Source organism: Bradyrhizobium sp. GW821-FHT13H06, assembly GCF_058803975.1.
The window spans coordinates 408,502-431,007 of the sequence record NZ_JBXAPN010000003.1 but is presented as its reverse complement, the minus strand read 5'-3'; the positions used below and the strand labels follow the sequence as shown (position 1 = coordinate 431,007).

Sequence of the window (22,506 nt, the reverse complement as noted above, 5' to 3'; positions counted from 1 at the left end):
GGATGCGCTGGTCGAAACGACGGGATTGCGGGCTCGGATGAACCGGCACGAGGTTGCCACCCATGTCTTAGGTACGACATGTGACCGATGTCTCCGGCTGGACAACGAAAAGGCTGGTGCCGCAAGAGGGATTCGAACCCCCGACCCCGTCATTACGAATGACGTGCTCTACCGACTGAGCTATTGCGGCGAACCCTGCCGGGACCTCGGCGATGCCGGTCCCGATACGTGCGATCCTGATATCGGGCATGGCCCGAATTGGCAAGGACAAGCCGGGTCTGAAATGCGCTTCACGCGCCCCAGCGGGACCAGAATCCGCGCCAGCCGCCGGCCTGGGCCTTCGGCGTGCCGATTTGTTCCGTAAATTCATCGCTGGGGCCGTCGTCGTCGATTCCGGGATCATCCGGCGCACGGACGATCGGGATGACGGCCTCGACCGGCGCCGATGTCGGCTTGCCGAGGTCGGCCCGGGTTCGGAACACCGGCGTCGCCGCCAGCGGCGATGATTCGGCGGGCGCCGGAGCCGGATTCGCGGGCTCGGAGGGCGTGACCACCGGCTCCTCCTTCGCGGATTCCCCGGCAACCTCCTGGGCCTGAGGCGGCGAATTGTCCTGGGCGGCCGGCGCTGACACCGGGGCCGTCACCGGCGGTTCCACCGGAGCTTCGCTGGGAGCGGCGGCCACCCGCTTCGGCGGCGGAGCGGCCAGCATGGCTTCCTCGAAGGCCGAGGATTCGAGCGTGGGGCCCTTGTCCGAGGGCAGGCTCGCGACCGGCGTCTGCCACTGGAACGCATCGAGGCGGCCGGTGACCGGGGAGACCGGACGCCAGCGGTCGCTGACATAGCCGTCCGCGGTCCAGGCGGGATCGAGGCGGGCGCGCACCGCGCGCAAGGTCCAGGCGCGGGCGCGGCCGCCGTCACCATGCTCGGTGCGCTCGAGCTCGGCCATCAGCAGCGCGACGCGCTGGGTCGGATCCTTGAGATAAGGCGCGAGCGCCTCGCGCGCGCGGGCGAACTCCGAGGCGTCGATCGCAGCGCGCGCGATCGCGAGCTGCCCTTCGACATGACCGGGCTTGTCGGCGGGCGTCTTGGCGGCGAGGGTCTCCACCCGCTGTAGGCGGTGCCATGCGGTATCGCCGAGCTTCACATGCGCATAGGCGTCCGCGAGATCGGGATGCGGATTGGCGAGCCAGGCGGCTTCCACCAGCTTCATGGCGCGGCGCACCTGATGCGCCTCGCTCTCGAATTTTGCCGCGAGCACCGCCGCCGGCACCAGGGTCGGTGCGAGCTTGACCGCCTCCATCGCGCTCTCGCGCGCGACGTCGCGGTCCATCGTTTGCAATTCCAGCGCGCGCGCGGTGAGTAGGACGCCGCGCTGCCGGCGATAGGTATGCCTGTCGATCTGCCCCGCGCGCAGATTCGAGTCGAGGATCGCGAGTGCCCCGCGCCAGTCGCCGCGCGCGCAACGGAAGCCGAGCACCGCATGCGAGGCCCAGGTCGAGGACGGCGACAGCTTGATCGCTTCCTCCGCGATCAGCACCGCGCCGACCGCATCGTCGGCGCGCTGCGCCTCGATGAACAGGCCGCGCAGGCCGAGCAGCCGCGTGTCCTCGCGCTCGGCCATGACGCGGAAGACGCGCTGCGCCTCGTCGCGATTGCCTTCGAGCTGGGCCGACTGCGCGTGCAGCAGCAGAGCGAGCGGATCGTTCGGCGCATGCCGCCGCGCCGCGTCGGCGTGACGGCGGGCCAGCGCGGAATCGCCATGACCGATCGCGAGCAGGCCGTGGGTGATGGCGTGGCGGCCGCGGGCCTGGCGCTTTTCGTGGCGACGGCGGCGCAGACGCCCCGGCGTGCGCCAGATCGTGGTCAGGATGCTCCAGACCAGCACGACGGCCACGGCAAACAGGCCAAGCAAGAGAACGAACCTGGGAAGCGTCGTCGAGATGCGGAAACCAGCCGCGGTCAGCACGAGATCGCCGGGCTGATCGGCAACCCAGGCCGCGCCGGCCGCCGCCAGTGCGATCAGGACAAGAAAGAGGACGATGCGAAGCATGGCGATCCCTATACGCGCCGATTGTTGCGCGAACTTTTACTGAAGAGGCTTGACCGGATCAGATTTGGCGAGATCCGCCATGGCATCGTCGGCGAACTTGCGGGACGCGGCGAGCGCGGCTTCGCGGGCATCGGTCTTGTCGAGCCAGGCCTGCGCCGGGGCACGATCGGCCTCGGGCAGAGTCTTCAGCTCGCGCCGCGCTTCCACGAAATCGTTGCGAAGCGCCGCCGCGGTCACGCGCGCAACGATGGCACCGCGATCGTTGCCGACCCCGTCGGTACGCTCGATGCGGACGAGCTTTGACGCGCCGGCCTGGAGACGCTCGACGATGCCGGCGTCGCTCGACGGAGCTTCCGGAGGCGGCGACAGCTTCGGCACGATGTTGAGGAGCTCGCGGCTCAGCGCGGCCGGCGTCGGGATGCCGGACGACGCAAACGCGTCGAGCGGCTTCAGCATGTCGGGCTTGGCCGCAAATGACCGCGCCGCCGCCAATTGCGATTGATAGGGATCGCCGTGGCGAACGGCGACGTCGAGGAGGGACGCCGCTACCACATGGCGGAGCGGCTTGTCGTCCATCGTCCTGGCCTCGGCGATCTTCTCGCCCTGCCGCGCAAGCTCGGCGCGCTCCGTCTTGCCGGCGCGCTCGAGCTGGGCGATGCGGTCGATGATAGCGGCAAGATCAGGCGCTGCAGCGGGCGAGGCAACCTTCGCGTCGTTCAAAGCGCTCGCAGTCTTGTCGGACTGCGCACGCAGATTGGCCATGTCGCTGCGCAGGCTGCTTGCGGATTTCTCCAGCGCGTCGATCCGCGCCGCCATGGCCGGATCGGCTGCGGGCCTGCCGGCCTTGGCTTCGACCGCAGCAACGCGTGCGCTCAGTGCATCGATTGTCGCACGGGTTACCTCAGGCGCGGCCGGCGGCGCCTGCACCGCGGGCCAGCCCAGCATCCAGCCCACCGCGATCACGACCGCAGCCGCGACAGCGCCGGAGAACGGCGCGATGACCCAGGGCGAAATCGGCGCCGACACGGGTGCGGCCGCGACGGAAACCTGCTCCTCTGCAGGCTCGGACCGAGGCTCGGCCTTGACCTCCTCGGATCCGGGTTCTTCGGACCTGGCCTGCTCCTGCGCGACATGCTCGGACGCCTCGGGCTCATCCGCGACCTGCTGCGGCTGGGTCGAGACTTCCGTCGCCTCAAGATCGATGGTGGGCGGGGTGCGCTTGGTACGACCCGTCTCGGGCGCCAATCCAGCGTCTTCAGGCTTGTCGTCGGCCATCGTGACGGTTCCTCACACTTCCATACCCGGGTGAACTAGATTGCGTCGGATTCGGCCTGACCTCTTACGCCAAACGGGTGCGCAACGCACGCTCCAAGGTGTCGAATAGGGCACTTTCGTCCGGCGTTGCGGCCACCAGAACCCGTGACGCGCCGGCGTCGCGCAGCACGCTCGCAACCGTCTCGGACAGGCAGCAATGCGGTATGGCCAGCGCCGAGATTTCGACGCCTTCGTCCCGCGCCGCATCCAGGAACGCGCGTGCGCTGCGCCGGGAGTAGTGCAGCACCGCCTCGACCCCGTGCGCGGCAAAACCCTCGCAAACCTCGCGCGGCAGATGCTTGACCGGCGCCATGCGATAGGCGGTCCGCGTGACGACGCGAAAGCCCTCCGCACCGAGTTCGCCGCCGAGGTCGCGCGACAGATCGGCGCCGGCGAGATACAGCAGCGCGCTCTTTTTCTTCAGCACCTTGTCGCGCGCGCTTTGCATCACCTTGTCGCGCAAGGAAGCAGCATCGCCGCCGGCGACGATCACCTCGGCGAAACCGGCCTCGCGCGCCGCAGCAGCCGTATGCTCGCCGACCGCGAACAAAGGCAGCTTCAGGAGCCCGAGCTCCGGCAATTGCGGCGCGACGGCGCGGATCGCGTTGGCCGATGTGACGAGAACGGCGCCGTAGGGACCTTCACTCTCGTCATGGACGGCGACCGGCTCGAACTTGAGCACCGGCGCGAGCAGCACCGCATGCCCCCGCGCGCGCAGACTTTCCGCCGTCGCCTCATTGTCGGGATGCGGCCGTGTGACAAGAATGGACATCGCTGGTGTTCCCGAACCACGTGGCGGTGGCGCATTGACCTAGACGGTTGCGCGTGACGATTGCGCAAGCCGACCCCGGAATGCTACCGGACGTACCAGAACGCTGGTTTATGGATGAGCGCAAGGGCGCAAATTGGATAACAATTCGCCAATGCTGGTGCTGGGCATAGAAACCACCTGCGACGAGACCGCCGCGGCCGTGATCGAGCGCGCGCCTGACGGCAGCGGCAGGATCCTGTCCAACATCGTGCGGTCGCAGATCGAGGAACATGCCCGCTTCGGCGGCGTGGTGCCAGAGATCGCCGCGCGCGCGCATGTCGATCTGCTCGACGGCATCATCGACCGCGCCATGCGCGAGGCCGGCATCGGCTTTGCCCAGCTCAATGGCGTCGCGGCCGCCGCGGGGCCGGGCCTGATCGGCGGGGTCATCGTCGGGCTGACCACCGCGAAGGCGATCGCGATGGTGCACGATACGCCGCTGGTCGCGGTGAACCATCTCGAAGCGCATGCGCTGACGCCGCGCCTCACCGACGGAATCGAATTTCCCTATTGCCTGTTCCTCGCCTCCGGCGGCCACACCCAGATCGTCGCAGTCACCGGCGTCGGCCAATATGTACGGCTCGGCACCACGGTCGACGACGCGATCGGCGAGGCCTTCGACAAGGTCGCGAAGATGCTGGGACTGCCTTATCCGGGCGGACCGCAGGTCGAGCGCGCGGCGGCGGGCGGCGATGCCACCCGCTTTGCGTTTCCGCGGCCGATGCAGGGACGTCCCGATGCCAATTTCTCGCTGTCGGGATTGAAGACGGCGGTGCGCACCGAAGCGGGCCGGCTGGCTGAGCTCACACCGCAGGACATCAGCGATCTCTGCGCGAGCTTTCAGGCCGCTGTGCTCGACTCGACCGCCGACCGGCTGAGCGTCGGCTTGAGACTTTTTCGCGAGCAGTTCGGCGCGCCGCGCGCGCTCGTAGCCGCCGGCGGTGTCGCCGCCAATCAAGCGATCCGCGGCGCTCTGCATGACGTTGCAAGACAGGCCGGGACGCAACTGATCATGCCGCCGCCGGCGCTCTGCACCGATAACGGCGCGATGATCGCCTGGGCCGGCGCCGAGCGCCTCGCGCTCGGCCTGACCGATACGATGGACGCGCAGCCGCGCGCGCGGTGGCTGCTCGACGCCAACGCGACGGCGCCCACAGGCTACGGCAACACGCGGGCGGGATTCTAGCGATGGCCGCGCTGCAATCCGTCGCGGTGATCGGCGCCGGCGCCTGGGGTACGGCGCTCGCCACGGTGGCAGCGCGAGCCGGGCGGAGCGTCACGCTCTGGGCTCGCAATGCGGAGCATGCCGCGCGGATTGCGTCGAGCCGCGACAATCCGCGGCTGCCCGGCGTGCGGCTTGCTGCGGAGATTGTCGTCACGGGCGAGCTGGCGCTCGCCGCACGCGCCGACATGCTGCTGATCGCAACGCCCGCGCAGCATCTGCGCGGCGCCGTCAACATGCTGGCATCGCATCTGGCGAGGCCGGTACCGATCGTCGCGTGCGCCAAGGGCATCGAGCACGGCACCCATAAGTTCATGACCGACGTGATCGCGGAGGCCGCGCCTCACGCGCAGCCGGCGATCCTGTCGGGCCCAAGCTTTGCCGACGACGTCGCGCGCGGCCTGCCGACGGCGGTGACCCTGGCGGCAAACGATGAGGCGTTGGCGCGCACGCTCGTGCAGGCGCTGGGCTCGCCGACGTTCCGGCCCTATCACTCCACGGACATCCGGGGCGTCGAGATCGGCGGTGCGGCCAAGAACGTGCTGGCGATCGCAGTCGGCATCGCGGTCGGGCGCAAGCTCGGCGCCTCCGCACAGGCTGCGCTCACGACCCGCGGCTTTGCCGAACTGGCGCGTCTTGGCCGCGCGCTCGGCGCGCGCAGCGAGACGCTCTCCGGCCTGTCCGGCCTCGGCGACTTGATCCTGACCTGCTCGAGCCTGCAATCGCGCAACTTCGCGCTCGGACTTGCGCTCGGGCGCGGCGAGCAGCCTCCCGCCGGCAAGCTCGCCGAGGGAGAGTTCACGGCACCTGTGCTGATCGAACTCGCAGCTTCGCAAGACATCGAGTTGCCGGTATCAGAAGCGGTCGCGGCGATCCTGAGCGGCCGAAGCACGATCGATGCCGCGATCTCGGGGCTGATGACGCGCCCCTTCAAGGCAGAGGAATGACGTCTTCTCGTCATGCCCGCGCTTGTCGCGGGCATCCACGTCTTGATATTGAACTGGTGACAAGACGTGGATGGCTGGGACAAGCCCGGCCATGACGAATGGATAGGGCGCGTTGTCATGAACTACTGGCTCGTGAAATCCGAACCGTCGGTGTGGTCCTGGGACCAGCAGGTCGCGAAGGGCGCCAAGGGCGAGGCCTGGACCGGCGTGCGCAATTTCACCGCGCGCCAGAACCTCGTGAACATGAAGAAGGGCGACAAGGCGTTCTTCTATCATTCCAACGAGGGCAAGGAGATCGTCGGGATCGCGGAGATCATCAAGGAAGCCTATCCGGACCCGACCGACAAGACCGGCAAGTTCGTCTGCGTCGACATCAAGGCCGACAAGCCCCTGAAGACGCCGGTGACGATGGCCGCGGTCAAGGCCGAGAAGAAGCTCGCCGACATGGCCCTGGTGAAATATTCGCGCCTGTCGGTGCAGCCGGTGACGGCGGAGGAGTGGAAGCTCGTCTGCAAGATGGGCGGGGTGTAGTTTCTCACGTCTCCGGGAGCGCGAACACCTGGCACGGCGCGGCAATGCCGCGCAGCGAATGCGACCCGAGCGCGACCAGCGGCATGTCCGTCTCGGCGGCGATCGCGCCCGACACCAGCACGGTCCGCCCCAACGGCTTGCACAATCCTTCGAGGCGGCTGGCGAGATTGACGGCAGGACCGATCGCGGTGAAATCGAGCCGGTTCGCGGCACCGATATTGCCCCAGAGCATCTCGCCGAGATGGAGCGCAGCACCGAACGCCAGCGGCGGCAAACCCTCGGCGCCGCGCTCGGCATTGAGATAGGCCATCCCGGCCTCGGCGGCGCCTACAGCACGCAGAGCGGCCTCGCAGGCAGGGCGCGGCGATGCCTCGACCACCGGAAAGATCGCGAGCACGCCGTCGCCGATGAATTTCAGCACCTCGCCGCCGAAGGCGTGAACAGCGCCGGCGATGCGATCGAACCAGGCGTCGAGCGCGGCGATGACCTCGCCAGGCGGCGAGGTTTCCGACAGCGTCGTGAAATTGCGCAAATCCGCATAGAGCAGCGCGGCCTGAATGGTCTCGCCGAGATCGCGCCGCAAGGGTGCCGCCAGCACCCGCTCGGCGCTGCGCCTGCCGAGATAGGCATCCAGCGTTGCCCGCAACGTGGCGCGCGCGGCGAGCACGGCGAGCGGCGTCGCGGCGAAACGCGCGGCCTGGCGCAGTTGCCCGATTTCGTCTGCGGTGAACGGCCGCGGCCCGATCCAGCCGAGCAGCGGCCCCTCTTGCCGTCCGACGATGTCTTCGTGCAGCTCGCCACGCGCGATGTCGCGCAGCCAGCGGCGACCGGCATCGTTCGGCGGATCCGGTGCGAGCCCGCCAGGCGCGAAGCCGAGCGCTTCGATCACCTGGCCGCTGTCGGCCCGCCATAGCCATGTCCGCTTCGCGATCAGCGGATGCGGCACCTCCAGCGTTAGGGCACCCGCCGCAAGCGGCACGCCGTCGGCCATGAGATGAGCGCCGAGTTCCGCGAGCAGGCGGTCGGCCCCGGCACTGTCCGAGGCGACATCGACAAGCCAGGCGAGCGTCGGGGAGAGCTGCATGGCCCGATCATGGCGAAGGCGGGCCGGGTTTGTCACGGGCAATCCTTGACGGGCCGCCCGCGCGCCGCCATGTCCCAGTGTCAGCGAAGGGATGATCGCCCATGACTGAACCGTTCATCGTGCGACGCGAGACCCAGATCGCAGCTCCACGCGCTACCGTCTTCGCTTACCTGACCGACCCCGAGAAGATCCTGAGCTGGATGGGCTCGGAGGTGACCACGGAGCCGCATCCCGGCGGGCTCTATCTGCTCAAGGGCGTCGGTCCGCGCGGCGGCGTCGCCCGCGGCGCCTTCCGCGAGGTCGTGCCGGTGCATCGTCTGGCCTACACGTTCGGCTGGGAAGGTGGCCAGGAAGTGGCGCCAGGCTCGAGCCTGATCGAGATCGACCTGATCGAACGCGATGGCGGCACGCTGCTGCGCATGACCCATAGCGGCCTGCCGAGCGAAGCGCAGGCGGCTTCGCACGCGACAGGGTGGGCGCATTATCTGGAACGGCTGACGATCGTGGCCGCAGGCGGCGATCCCGGTCCCGATAACGGCGTCTCGGCCAAGTCGTAGCTCTGTAGGGTAGGCAAAGCGCAGCGTGCCCACCATTGCATGCCGGAATTCGCAGCGAGATCGTGGGCACGCTGCGCTTTGCCCACCCTAGGGCAGTGTCGTTACACCGCCGCCGTCGCGACCACCTGCTGCAAGAGCTGCTCGCGCCGCGCCTGCGAGCGCTGGCCCTTCATGGTCGCGGCAAAGCGTTCGAGGATGCCCTCCTCGAACGCGGTGACGATGGTATCGTGGACGTAGCTCTTGCGGCAGATCGCCGGCGTGTTGGAGAGCTTGTCCGCGGCGGCGCGGATGGCGTCCAGCACCTGCTTCTTGCGGCCGCGCTGGCTCGTCGCCGGCGTGATCCGCGACAGCGATTCCACGACGACGGCGGACGCCATCAGCGTCCGAAAATCCTTCAGCGATATCTTGATTCCGGCGATCTCGCGCAGAAACGCATTGACCTGGGTGGTGTTGACCGCGCGCACGATGCCGTAGGCATCGCGATACTGGAACATGCGCTTGCCGGGGACGCCCTGCAGGATGCCGATGGCGCGCACCAGCTTGGCGGCGTCGCACTCCTTCCGCACCGCCTTGCCGCCCTTCGCCTTGAAGGTCAACACGAAGCAGTCGTCTTCGAGCGTGACGTTGGACTTCAGCAGCGTGGTGGCGCCGCGGGTGCCGTTGAGGCGGGCATAGGATTCGTTGCCGGGGCGGATCGCGGTGCGCGCGATCAGCTCGATCACGGCCGAGAGCGCGAACTCGCGCGTCGGCTCGTCGCCCGACAGGAACGCCGAGACCTTGCGCCGGATTTTTGGCAGTGCGCCGACGAGCTTCTCCAGCCGGTGCGCCTTGCGGTGCTCGCGGACCTTCTCCCAATCGGCGTGATAGCGATATTGCAGCCGGCCCGCGGCATCGCGGCCCACCGCCTGGAGGTGCGAGCTGGGATCGGCGGAGTAACGCACCTCGCGATAGGCCGGCGGCACCGCCATCGCGTGCAGCCGGCGGATGATGCGTGCGTCGCGGATATGCGCGCCGTTGGGACGGACGAAGGAGTAGCCCTTGCCGCGCTTGATGCGCCGGATGGTGAGCTCGTTCTGGTCGCCGAGCCGCAAGCCGTGCTCCCTGGCGAGCGCCTCGACCGTCGCCGGCGCCGCATCGAAGGTCTTTTTCGGGCTGGGGCGCCTGAAACTGGGCGGTTTGGGCCATTGTCCGAGGGCTTTGGCCAGGGCAATGGCCGCAGGATCGGCTGAAGCGAGCCGCTTCGTCCCGAGATTCTGCTGATCCATCATAGCCTTACGCCTTAGCCCTGCCTGTTATCGATCAATGCCGCTGTTCTGATTTTTGTTCCGAGGGGTCTCTTTGGACCCGGGTTGGCCATTTAGGGTGTTCCGAACCGTATTGCGAGTCCCGAATCAGTGAGAGGCGGTTTCTAAATACCTCCATTCGCGCATGAGAGCTCTGCACCGCCTGACCCGGGCCTCCGGGCCGAGGCCCAAAAGCCGCCCCGCGGGCCTGTTTCAGATCTGCGACAGTCGCGGCGGGTCGCCTTGATCCTCCGCATGGCCGGTAGCCCGCCGAAGGTCCAGCTTGTGCTCCTTGTCGGGTCCGGTTAGCCCGACGCATAATCAGTCAATGATCAAGTCGGCTCGCCGATCGCTGGCGTTCGGCCTGCCGCATGTGGAGGGAAGCATGTCCGAGAAGATCTACGACGTCCCCGCGGAGTGGGCGAAGCGCGCCTGGGTCGACCAGGCCAAGTACAAGGAGATGTACGCCCGCTCCATCTCGGACCCGAACGGCTTCTGGGCAGAGCAGGCCAAGCGCATCGACTGGATGAAGGCGCCGACGAAAATCGAGAACGTCTCGTTCGCGCCCGGCAACGTCTCGATCAAATGGTTCGAGGACGGCGTCCTCAACGTCGCCCACAATTGCATCGACCGGCATCTTCACACGCGCGCCAGCCAGACCGCGATCATCTGGGAAGGCGACGATCCCTCGCAGTCAAGGCACATCACCTATCAGGAGCTGCACGACGAGGTCTGCCGGATGGCCAACATCCTGCGCACCCGCAACGTCAAGAAGGGCGACCGCGTCACCATCTACCTGCCGATGATTCCCGAAGCCGCCTATGCGATGCTGGCCTGCGCACGCATCGGCGCGATCCATTCGGTCGTGTTCGCGGGCTTCTCGCCGGACAGCCTCGCCCAGCGCATCAACGACTGCCAGTCCAAGGTCATCATCACCGCGGACGAAGGCCTGCGCGGCGGCAAGAAGGTGCCGCTGAAGGCCAATGTCGACGCGGCGCTCACGAAGGCCGACGGCGTCGACTGGGTGGTGGTGGTCAAGCGCACCGGCGGCAAGGTCGACATGAACCCGACGCGCGACCTCTGGTACCACGAGGCGGCGGCGATGGTGACGACGGAATGCCCGGTCGAGCACATGCATGCCGAGGACCCGCTGTTCATCCTCTACACCTCGGGCTCGACCGGCCAGCCCAAGGGCGTGCTGCACACCACGGGCGGCTATCTCGTGTTCGCCTCGATGACGCACCAATACGTCTTCGACTATCACGACGGCGACATCTACTGGTGCACCGCCGACGTCGGCTGGGTCACCGGCCACAGCTACATCCTCTACGGGCCGCTGGCGAACGGGGCGACCACGCTGATGTTCGAAGGCGTGCCGAATTACCCTGACAATTCCCGCTTCTGGAACGTCATCGACAAGCACAAGGTCAACATCTTCTACACCGCGCCGACTGCGATCCGCGCGCTGATGCAGGGCGGCGACGAGCCCGTGAAGAAGACCTCGCGCGCGAGCTTGCGCCTGCTCGGCTCGGTCGGCGAACCCATCAATCCCGAAGCCTGGGAGTGGTATCACCGCGTCGTCGGCGACGATCGCTGCCCGATCGTCGACACCTGGTGGCAGACCGAGACCGGCGGCATCCTGATCACGCCGCTGCCGGGCGCGACCAAGCTCAAGCCCGGCTCGGCGACGCAGCCGTTCTTCGGCGTGGTGCCTGAGATCGTCGACGCCGATGGCAAGGTGCTGGAAGGCGAGACCACCGGCAATCTCTGCCTGACGCGGTCCTGGCCCGGCCAGATGCGCACGGTCTATGGCGATCACGCCCGCTTCGAGCAGACCTATTTCTCGACTTACAAGGGCAAGTACTTCACCGGCGACGGCTGCCGGCGTGACGCCGACGGCTATTACTGGATCACCGGCCGCGTCGACGACGTCATCAACGTCTCCGGCCATCGCATGGGCACCGCGGAGGTCGAGAGCGCACTGGTCGCGCACGAGAAGGTTTCGGAGGCGGCGGTGGTCGGCTTCCCGCACGACATCAAGGGCCAGGGCATCTACGCCTATGTCACCCTGATGGCCGGCGTCCAGCCGACCGAGGATCTGCGCAAGGAGCTCGTCACCTGGGTGCGCAAGGAGATCGGCCCGATCGCTTCGCCCGACCAGATCCAGTTCGCGCCGGGCCTGCCCAAGACCCGCTCCGGCAAGATCATGCGCCGCATCCTGCGCAAGATCGCCGAGGACGAGCCCGGCAGCCTGGGCGACACCTCGACCCTGGCAGATCCCGCTGTCGTCGACGACCTCGTCAAAAACCGGCAGAACCGGAAGTCGGCGTAAGATCTTGCGCCCCGGACGCAGCGCAGCACGTAAGTGGTGCGCTGCTGAGCCGGGGCCCATGCAGCGGCAGAACGTGTGTGGCCCCGTGGGACCCGGCTCTCGCAACAGCGCTAAGGCGCTGCTGCGCGTCCGGGACACGAGAGCAACAGGCAGCTTGCGCGGCCCTTCCAAAACAACAGCCGTTCACGTCCTCACGCTCTTGTCAGGGCGCGCACCGGCGCGACCGGCATCTTTCCCGGAAAGTGTTGTTTTCAGATCATTTACTCTATTTCGAACATTTCCTTTGTTCCCGCTGCCGGCAGGCCCTCGGCGGCCGCGCGTGGAAACCATCCGGTTAACAGGCGCGGTTAAGAATGAGCGCTGACGAGGGCCTGGCGCGGCGACGATTGCCGGTTCTGCGTAATTTTTGGACGATCCGTTTGGGGCAAGGGGAAGCATCGATGTCGATGAGGATTGCGGTGGCGCTGGCCGCCACCATCGGGGTTGGGGTCTTGATGTCGACCGCGGCAGAGGCGCGGCCGGAGCTGGTGGGCGCACACCTCGCCGACTATTCGCCGGGCACCATCGTGGTCAGGACCAGCGAGCGGCGGCTTTATCTCATCCTCGATAACGGCCACGCCGTCCGCTATCCGGTCGGCGTCGGCAAGGCCGGCAAGCAATGGGCCGGCACGACGAAGATCGAGGGCAAGTATCTCAACCCGGCCTGGGCGCCGCCCGCCGAGGTGAAGCGCGACAAGCCTGATATCCCCGACGTCATTCCCGGCGGCTCGCCGCGCAACCCGATGGGCGTCGCGGCGATGACGCTGACCGGCGGCGAATACGCCATCCACGGCACCAACGTGCCGGGCTCGATCGGCGGCTTCGTCTCCTATGGCTGCATCCGCATGCTCAACGACGACATCACCGATCTCTACGGCCGCGTCTCGGTCGGCACGACGGTGGTCGTGACGCGCTAATCGCCTGAATCGGTCGAGATGAAAGCCGCGTGTTGCGACGCGGCTTTCTTGTTACCACAAGCGCCAGCCCCGCGCGCACCAGCCGTCGCGATGGCCGCCATTGTAGCTGCGCACATAACCGCCGGCGAGCATCGCCGCCGCAACGCTCGCGGTCTTCCGGGTGGCGACGTCGGCGAGAACACGGCCGTATTTGTCGGGGCCGAGATTGGTGATCGTCACGCCCCCCTGACTGAGCAGATCGCGCAACGCGCGGGCAGCAGCTTCGGCCTTGTTCAGCTCCTCCTGGCAGGACGCCTTCAGTTCGGGCGCATCGATGCCGCGCAGCCGGACACGTGCGACGAGATCGCCGCCATTGTGCTGGTGCACGCGCGCCAGAAACGTGTCGCCGTCGACGGTGCGAAGGACCTCGACCGGTTGACGAGCGCCCGCCGCGCCGGACTGCTTCAGGATGATTTCGGCATCGCGCGACCGTTCGTCATCCACATGCGGAATGGGCCAGATCGTTCCCTGGCGGAAGCCGAGCACGACGGCCGTCACAACGCCGACCACGAACATCCACGGCAACAGTCCGGAGAAGCGACGGCCGAACGGCGAGCCGCTGTATGAAGTCCGGTATGGACGGCTGGGATCGAAGCGCGACATCCGCGCACGCTAGGGCTGAGTCGGCCGAACCGGCAAGATGGCTCATGAGGAGCGCGCGTAAAGCGGCGTCTCAAAAGTCCGAAGCGATGCCGTTGCGCTCCCAGTCGCCGTAGCGGGTTGGCTCCGGACCCTTTGGCCCCTGCAACTCCTTCGGCGCGGCTTCATCATGCGCGGCCGCCGCAGCCTGCCGGCGCGCCTCGGCTTCGGCCAAGGCCCGCTGGGCGGCCGGCGACAGCGGCTTGCGATCGGGAAGGGAGGGCTGGTCACTCATCTCGGCGGGTTCCTAACGCAGGATGACGGGAAGTGCGAGGTCCAATAACGCATTGCTGAAATGGTCATTGCGGGCTGCAATCGCGAGTGCCCATTCTTACATTTGGCATATTCGCGTGCCAGAGATCAGTCTCTCGAGGCATGCGCCATTGCGGCGGAACTGCCGCTCGCTCAGAACCTTGCTTCCGCATGCCATCTCAACGTTTCGTCCCTCCATCCGAAGTGCCCGGTCTAGCGGCACGGCGGATTGCCGCCGACATCGTCGACGGCGTGCTGCACAAGCACCGCACGCTCGACGACCAGCTCGACGGCAGCGGCGCCCATCCCGGACTGAAGACGCTGGCCGACCGCGACCGCGCGCTGATGCGCCGCCTCGTCGCCACGGTGCTGCGCCGGCTCGGCACGCTCGGCCATGTGCTGTCCCGCCTGCTCGACAAGGGAATTCCCTCCGATGCGCCCCGTGCGCAGAGCGCGCTCCTGATCGGCGCGGCGCAGATCCTCTGGATGGACGTGCCGGATCACGCCGCGGTCGACCTCTCCGTTCGCCTCGTGCAATCCGACCGCCGCGCCGCGCGTTATGCCGGCCTCGTCAACGCCGTGCTGCGCCGCTGCGCGCGCGAGGGCAAGGGGCTGATCGAGGAGGTCGCGACACAATCGCTGGACCTGCCGCCATGGCTGTTTGCGCGCTGGAGCGCGCACTATGGCGAGGCGACCGCACGCGACATGGCGCTGTCGCTCGGCCACGAGCCCTCGCTCGATCTGACGGTGAAGTCCGATCCCGCGCAATGGGCGAGCCGCCTGCATGGCGAAACGCTGCCGACGGGAACGGTGCGGATGCTGCTGCACGGTTCGGTGACCATGCTGCCCGGCTTCGCCGAAGGACAATGGTGGGTACAGGACGCCGCTGCCGCCTTGCCCGCCCGGCTGTTCGGCGACGTCAAGGGCAAGTCCATTGCCGATCTCTGCGCCGCCCCCGGTGGCAAGACCGCGCAGCTGGCGCATGCCGGCGCGCGTGTCACGGCCATCGACCGCTCGCCCGCGCGAGTGGCGCGGTTGCGCGAAAACCTGGCGCGACTGTCGCTCCAGGCGGAGACTGTCGTTGCTGACGCCTTGGAATGGGCCGGCCCGGCCGAGGCCTTCGACGGTATTCTCATCGACGCGCCCTGTACCTCGACCGGCACGATCCGCCGCCATCCCGACGTGGCATGGCTGCGGCAGGAATCCGACATCGCCGCCCTGGCGACGCTGCAGCAGCGGCTGCTGCGAAAATCGGTGTCGCTGCTCAAGCCCGGCGGCACGCTGGTCTATTGCACCTGTTCGCTGGAACCCGAGGAAGGCGAACAGGCCGTAGCGGCGCTGCTCGCCGCCGAGCCTGCGCTTCGCCGTGTTCCGATCGACGCGTCGGAGGTCGCAGGTCTCGACGAAATCCTCAACCGGGACGGCGATCTTCGCACCTTGCCCTGCCATCTGCCGAACGCCGATCCCAAGCTCGGCGGCCTCGACGGATTTTTCGCGGCCCGGCTCGTTAAATCCTGATTTTGCACTGGATTTTGCCATCACGACGCTGATTCGCGCCGTTCAAGGTGGTGTCAGCCGTCCGATTTTGGGATTAATAAGGATTCGTCGTCCTCTCCCCCTTCAAGGCAAGGCGTGTCGGTCGCTCAACGCAGACATATCTCGACGCTGGTCATGAACCGCTTCGCGCGGAACATGCTCGCGCGCGCGAGCGGCGGTTCCGTTGCGCTGTCGCGGGTCTGGCCCGGCCGCACCGACCGGCTGATCATCGCACCGCACGACCTGCGCACCGCGGACGCGACTCGCGCTGCCGAAATCTATGCCGGCCGCTTCGTCTTCGCCGGCAAGATCGTCAATTGCCACGGCCGCTCGATCTTCGATCTTGAGCCGCCGTCGGAGGATTGGGAAGTTGCGCTGCTCGGCTTCGGCTGGTTGCGTCATTTGCGCGCCGCCGACACTGCGCTGACGCGAGCGAATGCGCGCGCGCTCATCGAGGACTGGATCGCCAACCCCGCCAACAAGCGCCGCCCCGTCGCGCGCCGCGCCGACGTGCTGGCCAGGCGCGTGATCTCGCTGCTGTCGCAGGCGCCGCTGGTGCTGGGCGAGACCGACAACAAGTTCTATCGCCGTTATCTGCGCGCCTTGGCCCGCGAGATCCGCTTCCTGCGCTACGCCATGGTCGACATTCCCGACGGGGTGCCGAAGCTCCAGGTGCTGATCGCGCTGTGCTATGCGGCCCTGTGCCTCGCCAACCAGGCGCGTCACATCCGCAGCGCCTCGAAGAAGCTGTCGGACGAATTGCAGCGGCAGATCCTGCCCGACGGTGGACACATCTCCCGCAACCCGGGCGCGCTGATCGAACTCCTGATCGACCTGCTGCCACTGCGGCAGACCTTTGCCGCGCGCAACATCGCGCCGCCGCCGGCGCTGCTCAACGCGATCGATCGCATGATGCCGATGCTGCGCTTCTTCCGGCACGGCGACGGCAATTTCGCCCTGTTCAACGGCATGAGCGCGACCTCTTCGGACCTGCTCGCCACGCTGCTCGCCTATGACGACACCCACGGCGTGCCGATGGCGAACATGCCGCATACCGGCTTCCAGCGCCTCGATGCCGGCCAGACCACGCTGATCATCGACACCGGCCCGCCGCCGCCGGCCGGCGTCAGCCACGACGCCCACGCCGGCTGCCTGTCGTTCGAACTGTCGTCCGGCATCAGCCGCATCGTCACCAATTGCGGCATGCCGACCACGGGCCGCGACAATTGGCGGCCGTTCGCACGCAGCACGGCGGCGCATTCGACGTTGACCTATCACGAGACCTCGTCATGCCAGTTCGTCGAGATGTCGGCGATGAAGCGGCTCCTGCACGGCGCGCCCATCACCAGCGGTCCCGTCGAGGTCGAGAGCTATCGCGAGATCGTGCAGAACGGCACGCTGCTCACGACATCGCATGACGGCTACCTCGCCAAGTTCGGGGCAATCCACCGTCGCGTGCTGATGATCGCCAACGACGGCGCCCGCATCGACGGCGAGGACACGCTCTCGCCGCCGCAGGGCCGACGCTTCAAGGGCGCGGATGCCGATTTCGCGCTGCGCTTCCATCTGCATCCGGCGGTGAAGGCGAGCCGGCTCTCGGATGCCCGCGGCGTGATGCTGGTGCTGCCGAACCGCGACGTCTGGACCTTCGAGGCGCTCGACGACAAGGTCGACCTCGAGGACAGCGTGTTCCTGGCCGGCAATGACGGCCCGCGCCGCACCGCCCAGATCGTGATCCGTCAGGACGCGCGGCAGGCGCCCTCGATCCGCTGGAGCTTTGTCCGCTCCACCGCCTCGCCGGCCGTCACCAATGCCCGCCGCAACGCTCGCCGCGAGCCGGAACTTCCGCTGTAGGCGCGCGAATTCAACGCATCTCGTCGTTGTGAAAACGGGCAAAAGCTGCTAACGAACACGCGCTCGCGCGACTGGCGACCTTGGATGGAGCACCATCGGGAAGCGCGGGACACATCCGCCGCGCGCCTGGGCATAGACACTCCTTAAGACAGAGGATCTTGCTCATGACTGACCATCCCCGCCGCGTCACCCGCGCTCTCCTTTCCGTCTCCGACAAGACCGGCCTGGTCGAATTCGCAAAGGCGCTCGCCGCGCACGATGTCGAGCTGGTCTCGACCGGCGGCACCGCCAAGGCCATAGCCGCGGCCGGGCTCGAGGTGAAGGACGTGTCCGAGCTGACCGGCTTCCCCGAGATGATGGACGGCCGCGTCAAGACGCTGCATCCGAAGGTGCATGGCGGTCTGCTCGCGATCCGCGATAACAAGGAGCATGCCGACGCGATGAAGACGCATGGCATCGCGCCGATCGATCTTCTCGTTGTCAATCTCTATCCGTTCGAGGCGACCGTCGACAAAGGCGCGGGCTTCGAAGACTGCATCGAGAACATCGACATCGGCGGGCCCGCGATGATCCGCGCCGCCGCCAAGAACCATGACGACGTCGCCGTCGTGGTCGAGGCGCAGGACTACCAGGCCGTGCTCGACGAACTGGCCGCCAACAAGGGCGCGACCACGCTGAAGCTGCGCCGGCGCCTTGCCGCGAAGGCCTATGCCCGCACCGCGGCGTACGATGCCGCGATCTCGAACTGGTTCAACCGTCAGCTCGAGATCGACGCGCCCGACTTCCGCGCTTTCGGCGGCCGGCTGATCCAGTCGCTGCGCTATGGCGAGAATCCGCATCAGACCGCGGCGTTCTACGCCACGCCCGACAAGCGCCCGGGCGTCTCCACCGCACGGCAGCTCCAGGGCAAGGAGCTCTCCTACAACAACATCAACGACACCGATGCTGCCTATGAATGCATCGGCGAGTTCGACGCCAGGCGCACCGCGGCCTGCGTCATCGTCAAGCACGCCAATCCCTGCGGCGTCGCGGAAGGCTCCAGCCTCGTCGACGCTTATCGCAAGGCGCTGGCCTGCGATTCCACCTCGGCGTTCGGCGGCATCATTGCGATGAACCGCCCGCTCGATGCCGACACCGCCCGCGAGATCACGAAGATCTTCACCGAGGTCATCATCGCGCCCGACGCCAGCGAGGAGGCGATCGCCATCATCGGCGGCAAGAAGAACCTCCGCCTGTTGCTCGCCGGCAGCCTGCCCGATCCGCGCGCGCCGGGCCTGACCGCCAAGACGGTGGCCGGCGGCCTGCTCGTGCAGAGCCGCGACAACGCAGTGGTCGACGACATGACCTTCAAGGTCGTGACCAGGCGGGCGCCAACCGATGCCGAGATGCGCGATCTCAAGTTCGCGTTCCGCGTGGCCAAGCACGTCAAGTCCAACACCATCATCTACGCCAGGGATCTCGCCACCGTCGGCATCGGCGCGGGCCAGATGAGCCGGGTGGATTCAGCCCGCATTGCCGCGCGCAAGGCGCAGGATGCCGCAGCTGAGCTCAAGCTCGCCGAGCCACTCACCAAGGGCTCGGTGGTGGCATCGGATGCGTTCTTCCCGTTCGCCGACGGTATGCTCGCCTGCATCGAGGCCGGCGCCACCGCCGTGGTGCAGCCCGGCGGCTCGATGCGCGACGACGAGGTGATCAAGGCCGCCGACGAGCACGGCATCGCCATGGTGTTCACGGGAACACGACACTTCAGGCATTGAGCTTGCTGTCATTCCGGGACGCGCGAAGCGCGAGCCCGGAATGACGGTGGGGATGCTACTTCCGCACCCGCATCAACAGCCCCAGTCCTGCAACGAAGAACACCACCAGCACGGCCATGCCGGCCTTCTGGCTTGCGGTCACGGCGGTGATCATGCCGATCAGGAGCGGGCCGATGAAGGATGTCACCTTCCCGGTCAATGCGAACAGGCCGAAATACTGCGCGATGCGATCCTTCGGTGCGAGGCGGATCAGCAGTGTGCGGGAGGCGGCCTGGAGCGGGCCGCCGGCTGCACCGATCAGGCAGCCCAGCACGAGATAGGCGCGCTCCGCCGCGCTCCAGAACAGGGGAGCGCCTGCTTGCGGCGGCTCGACCTTGACGAACAGGACGCTGTCCTTGTCGACCAGAAGGATCGCGGCCACTGCCAGCAGCAGAACCAGCAGACTGCCGGCGATGACACGCTTCGGCCCGAGACGATCGTCGAGCTTGCCGCCGAACCATGCGCCGAACGCGCCGGCGATCGCGAGCATGATGCCGAAGGTGCCGATCTGGATCGTATGCCAGCCGAACGTACCGGCGGCATAGATGCCGCCAAACGCGAACAGCGACACCAGACCATCGGTGTAGATCATGTTGGCGAGCAGGAATGCCGCAAGCGACTTCTGCCTGGGCAGGGCGTTGATCGATCGCTTCAGTTCGGACAGACCTTCGCGCAGCGCCTCGCGCAACCGGCGCTTCGCCGGATAATCCGGCGTGAACAGGAACATCGGCGTCACGAAGATGATGAACCAGAGCGCGGTCAATGGCCCGGCAGCACGGTCGCCCTGATGGGTCGCGGGATCGAGGCCGAACAACGGCGTGAAGCCGAGCAACGTGCGACCGGTCTCGGGATTTGCGGCGAGAAAGCCGAGCACGATGATCAGGCTGACGATGCCGCCGACGTAGCCGATCGCCCAGCCGGTGCCGGAGAGCCGGCCGATGCGCTCCGGCGGCACCAGGGTCGGCATCATCGCATTGTTGAAGACGGTGGCGAACTCCGCACCCACGCTGGCGAGCGCGACGGCGGTGAGCAGCGACGGAATGATGGCGTAATCGCCGGGTTTGCCGATCCACAGCGTGCAGGACGCCAGGACCAGCACCGCGCCGAAACCTGCGATCCATGGTTTCCTGCGGCCCGATGCATCCGCGATGGCCCCCAGCACCGGCGACAGCAGCGCGATCGCAAGGCCCGCGGCGGCCATTGCAAAACCCCACAGCGACTGCCCGGTGGCGGGATTTGGCGCAACGCTGGTCGCGAAATAGGGGGCGAACACGAAGGTCGTGATCAGCGTGAAATAGGGCTGCACGGCCCAATCGAACAAGATCCAGCTGACGACGGCGGCGCGCGGCGGATAGGTCCGCTGCGCGCCGGCCATCCGCACATCGGGGGCAATCGTCGTCATCCGGCAGTCCTCATCACGAACAGTTTTGTCCCTCTTGGAGCAAACCGTATAGCATTGCAGCGAGGTGTGTGAACTGGCCCGAGGCCGCGGCAGACGTTTTGATGATGTCATCATATTCGACACGACGGACATTCTTCGCCTTCATAGCCACTTTGGCGTTCAGTCTCGCGCCTGCGACCGCGCAGGATGCGCGGCGGGGCTACGTGCCGCCCGCGCGCGACGCGGTTCGCGCTGTCGTCGCCGAGCACGGCATGGTGGTGGCGCAGGAGAGGTTGTCTGCGCAGGTCGGCGCCGACATCCTGCGGCGCGGCGGCAATGCGGTCGACGCTGCGGTCGCGACCGGCTTTGCGATGGCCGTCACCTACCCACGCGCCGGCAATATCGGCGGCGGCGGCTTCATGGTGATCCATTCCGCCGATCGCAACGAAGACATCACGATCGACTATCGCGAGACCGCGCCGGCTGCGACGACACCACAGATCTTCCTCGGCGCAGACGGCAAGCCTGACACGACGAAGTCACGGGATTCCGCGCTCGGCGTCGGCGTTCCCGGCACGGTCGCGGGCCTCGCGCTGGCATTGGACAAATACGGCTCCGGCCGGTTCACGCTGGCGCAGCTGCTCGCGCCCGCCATCGCGCTCGCACGCGATGGCTTCATCGTCAGCGACGACATCGCCGATACGCTGCCGAGCTGGTACCCACGGCTGGCACGCTGGCCTTCCTCGGCCAGGATCTTCTCGCGGCCTGACGGCACGCCGCTGGGCGAAGGCGACCGGCTGCTGCAGGGCGATCTCGCCGAAACGCTGTCGGCCGTCGCCGCGCTCGGGCCGCGCGGCTTCTACGAGGGGCCGGTCGCCGAGAAACTCGCCAAGGCCGTAGCCGACGCCGGCGGCATCATGACGCCGGCCGACCTCAAGGCCTATCAGCCGGTCATCCGCGCGCCGGTGCGCGGCACCTATCGCGGCTACGACATCGTGTCGATGCCGCTGCCTTCGTCCGGCGGGGTGGTGCTGCTGGAGACGCTCAACATCCTCGAAGGCTTTCAGCTTGCCGATCTGAAGCAGGGATCGGCGGCATCGCTGCATCTGCTGATCGAAGCCATGAAGCGTGCCTATGCCGATCGCGCGCGCTATCTCGGCGATCCCGCCTTCGTCAACGCACCGATCGAGACGCTGATCGCGAAGGACTATGCCGCCGAGCTGCGCGCGGGCATATCTGCCGAACGCGCCACGCCGTCGAAGGAGCTCGTGTCCGCTTCTGCCGCGCCGCGTGAGGGCAGCAACACGACGCATTTTTCCGTCGTCGACGGTCGCGGCAACGCCGTCAGCAACACTTATACGCTGAACTTCAGCTATGGCGTCGGCCTCGTCGCCGACGGCACCGGCGTGCTGCTCAACAACGAGCTCGACGATTTCACCGCGGCAGTCGGCGCTTCCAATGCCTATGGCCTCGTCGGCTTCGAGGCAAACCTGCCGGGCCCCGGCAAGCGGCCGCTCTCGTCGATGTCGCCGACCATCGTGCTGAAGGACGGCAAGCCGGTGCTGGTGACGGGTTCGCCCGGCGGCAGCCGCATCATCTCGACCGTGCTCCAGGTGATCGTGAACGTGCTCGACTACAAGATGGATATTGCGGCCGCGGTCGCAACGCCGCGGCTGCATCACCAATGGCTACCGGATGAGGTGCGCGTCGAGCGCGGCTTTCCCGACGACGTGCTGCTCGCGCTGAAGGCCATGGGCCACCTCGTCGTCGAGCCGATGGGGCAGACATCGGCGAATTCGATTCTCGTGACGCCGAAGGGATTGCTTGGCGCGGCCGATCCGCGGACGCGCGGCGCGGAAGCGGCGGCGCAGTAGCCCGCTCTCCCTGCATGGCACGGCAGCGCGCAGCGGCTTGCACAGGC

The 22,506-nt window shown here is 67.3% G+C and carries 18 protein-coding genes, 1 tRNA gene and 1 riboswitch; of the genes, 10 read left to right on the top strand and 9 right to left on the bottom strand.

The annotated features are described in order from the left end of the window. Positions 1–114 precede the first annotated feature (114 nt). From AC1RQP_RS14475 to AC1RQP_RS14460, 4 genes are all read right to left on the bottom strand, one after another. Positions 115–190, bottom strand: a tRNA-Thr gene (locus tag AC1RQP_RS14475). A gap of 100 nt (positions 191–290) precedes the next feature. Beyond that, positions 291–2,051, bottom strand: coding sequence for a heme biosynthesis protein HemY (locus AC1RQP_RS14470; protein WP_492937460.1), 1,761 nt, complete (start codon positions 2,049–2,051; stop codon positions 291–293). A gap of 36 nt (positions 2,052–2,087) precedes the next feature. Beyond that, positions 2,088–3,326 (bottom strand): COG4223 family protein, encoded by a 1,239-nt coding sequence (locus AC1RQP_RS14465; protein ID WP_492937458.1) that lies wholly within the window; start codon positions 3,324–3,326, stop codon positions 2,088–2,090. Between the two features lie 64 nt (positions 3,327–3,390). Next, positions 3,391–4,137, bottom strand: coding sequence for a uroporphyrinogen-III synthase (locus AC1RQP_RS14460; RefSeq protein WP_492937456.1), 747 nt, complete (start codon positions 4,135–4,137; stop codon positions 3,391–3,393). 151 nt (positions 4,138–4,288) lie between these two features. On the opposite strand from AC1RQP_RS14460, the gene tsaD reads away from it, so the two are divergent. The 3 genes from tsaD (at position 4,289) to AC1RQP_RS14445 (ending at position 6,876) form a co-directional block, all read left to right on the top strand. After that, positions 4,289–5,362: a tRNA (adenosine(37)-N6)-threonylcarbamoyltransferase complex transferase subunit TsaD gene (gene tsaD / locus AC1RQP_RS14455; RefSeq protein WP_492937859.1), complete on the top strand. Its 1,074-nt coding sequence runs from the start codon at positions 4,289–4,291 to the stop codon at positions 5,360–5,362. Positions 5,363–5,364: 2 nt separating this feature from the next. Next, complete coding sequence (locus AC1RQP_RS14450; protein WP_492937454.1) at positions 5,365–6,345, top strand: NAD(P)H-dependent glycerol-3-phosphate dehydrogenase; 981 nt, start codon at positions 5,365–5,367, stop codon at positions 6,343–6,345. 117 nt (positions 6,346–6,462) lie between these two features. Continuing rightward, entirely contained in the window at positions 6,463–6,876 is a 414-nt protein-coding gene (locus tag AC1RQP_RS14445) for an EVE domain-containing protein (protein WP_124161954.1), read from the top strand. A gap of 4 nt (positions 6,877–6,880) precedes the next feature. Here AC1RQP_RS14445 and AC1RQP_RS14440 read toward each other — a convergent pair whose 3' ends face one another. Next, positions 6,881–7,960: an adenylate/guanylate cyclase domain-containing protein gene (locus AC1RQP_RS14440; protein ID WP_492937453.1), complete on the bottom strand. Its 1,080-nt coding sequence runs from the start codon at positions 7,958–7,960 to the stop codon at positions 6,881–6,883. A 101-nt stretch (positions 7,961–8,061) separates the two neighbouring features. Here AC1RQP_RS14440 and AC1RQP_RS14435 point away from each other — a divergent pair, with 101 nt between their 5' ends. Next, complete coding sequence (locus AC1RQP_RS14435) at positions 8,062–8,517, top strand: SRPBCC family protein (protein WP_492937452.1); 456 nt, start codon at positions 8,062–8,064, stop codon at positions 8,515–8,517. Positions 8,518–8,618: 101 nt separating this feature from the next. On the opposite strand, the gene AC1RQP_RS14430 is transcribed toward AC1RQP_RS14435, so the two are convergent. After that, positions 8,619–9,785, bottom strand: coding sequence for a DNA topoisomerase IB (locus AC1RQP_RS14430; protein WP_239628744.1), 1,167 nt, complete (start codon positions 9,783–9,785; stop codon positions 8,619–8,621). Between the two features lie 400 nt (positions 9,786–10,185). On the opposite strand from AC1RQP_RS14430, the gene acs reads away from it, so the two are divergent. Together acs and AC1RQP_RS14420 are read left to right on the top strand one after the other, a co-directional pair. Next, positions 10,186–12,132 (top strand): acetate--CoA ligase, encoded by a 1,947-nt coding sequence (gene acs / locus AC1RQP_RS14425; RefSeq protein WP_239628743.1) that lies wholly within the window; start codon positions 10,186–10,188, stop codon positions 12,130–12,132. Between the two features lie 440 nt (positions 12,133–12,572). After that, on the top strand, positions 12,573–13,088 hold the full coding sequence (locus AC1RQP_RS14420; protein ID WP_492937450.1) for a L,D-transpeptidase: 516 nt from the start codon (positions 12,573–12,575) through the stop codon (positions 13,086–13,088). Between the two features lie 51 nt (positions 13,089–13,139). Here the strand turns inward: AC1RQP_RS14420 and AC1RQP_RS14415 are convergent, their stop codons facing one another. After that, positions 13,140–13,730 (bottom strand): thermonuclease family protein, encoded by a 591-nt coding sequence (locus AC1RQP_RS14415; RefSeq protein ID WP_492937448.1) that lies wholly within the window; start codon positions 13,728–13,730, stop codon positions 13,140–13,142. 70 nt (positions 13,731–13,800) lie between these two features. Further along, complete coding sequence (locus tag AC1RQP_RS14410; protein ID WP_239628737.1) at positions 13,801–14,001, bottom strand: DUF1674 domain-containing protein; 201 nt, start codon at positions 13,999–14,001, stop codon at positions 13,801–13,803. Between the two features lie 188 nt (positions 14,002–14,189). Here AC1RQP_RS14410 and AC1RQP_RS14405 point away from each other — a divergent pair, with 188 nt between their 5' ends. The 3 genes from AC1RQP_RS14405 (at position 14,190) to purH (ending at position 19,165) form a co-directional block, all read left to right on the top strand. After that, positions 14,190–15,536 carry an RsmB/NOP family class I SAM-dependent RNA methyltransferase gene (locus AC1RQP_RS14405; protein WP_492937447.1) on the top strand — a complete coding sequence of 449 codons (1,347 nt, stop codon included), beginning with the start codon at positions 14,190–14,192 and terminating at the stop codon, positions 15,534–15,536. A gap of 153 nt (positions 15,537–15,689) precedes the next feature. Then, entirely contained in the window at positions 15,690–17,408 is a 1,719-nt protein-coding gene (locus AC1RQP_RS14400) for a heparinase II/III family protein (protein WP_239628733.1), read from the top strand. Between the two features lie 57 nt (positions 17,409–17,465). Then, positions 17,466–17,547: riboswitch (ZMP/ZTP riboswitch) on the top strand. Between the two features lie 25 nt (positions 17,548–17,572). Continuing rightward, entirely contained in the window at positions 17,573–19,165 is a 1,593-nt protein-coding gene (gene purH / locus AC1RQP_RS14395) for a bifunctional phosphoribosylaminoimidazolecarboxamide formyltransferase/IMP cyclohydrolase (RefSeq protein ID WP_492937446.1), read from the top strand. A 55-nt stretch (positions 19,166–19,220) separates the two neighbouring features. On the opposite strand, the gene AC1RQP_RS14390 is transcribed toward purH, so the two are convergent. After that, complete coding sequence (locus AC1RQP_RS14390) at positions 19,221–20,606, bottom strand: MFS transporter (RefSeq protein ID WP_239628730.1); 1,386 nt, start codon at positions 20,604–20,606, stop codon at positions 19,221–19,223. A 101-nt stretch (positions 20,607–20,707) separates the two neighbouring features. Between AC1RQP_RS14390 and ggt the strand changes: the two genes are divergently transcribed. Further along, on the top strand, positions 20,708–22,459 hold the full coding sequence (gene ggt, locus AC1RQP_RS14385) for a gamma-glutamyltransferase (protein ID WP_492937445.1): 1,752 nt from the start codon (positions 20,708–20,710) through the stop codon (positions 22,457–22,459). Positions 22,460–22,506 lie beyond the last annotated feature (47 nt).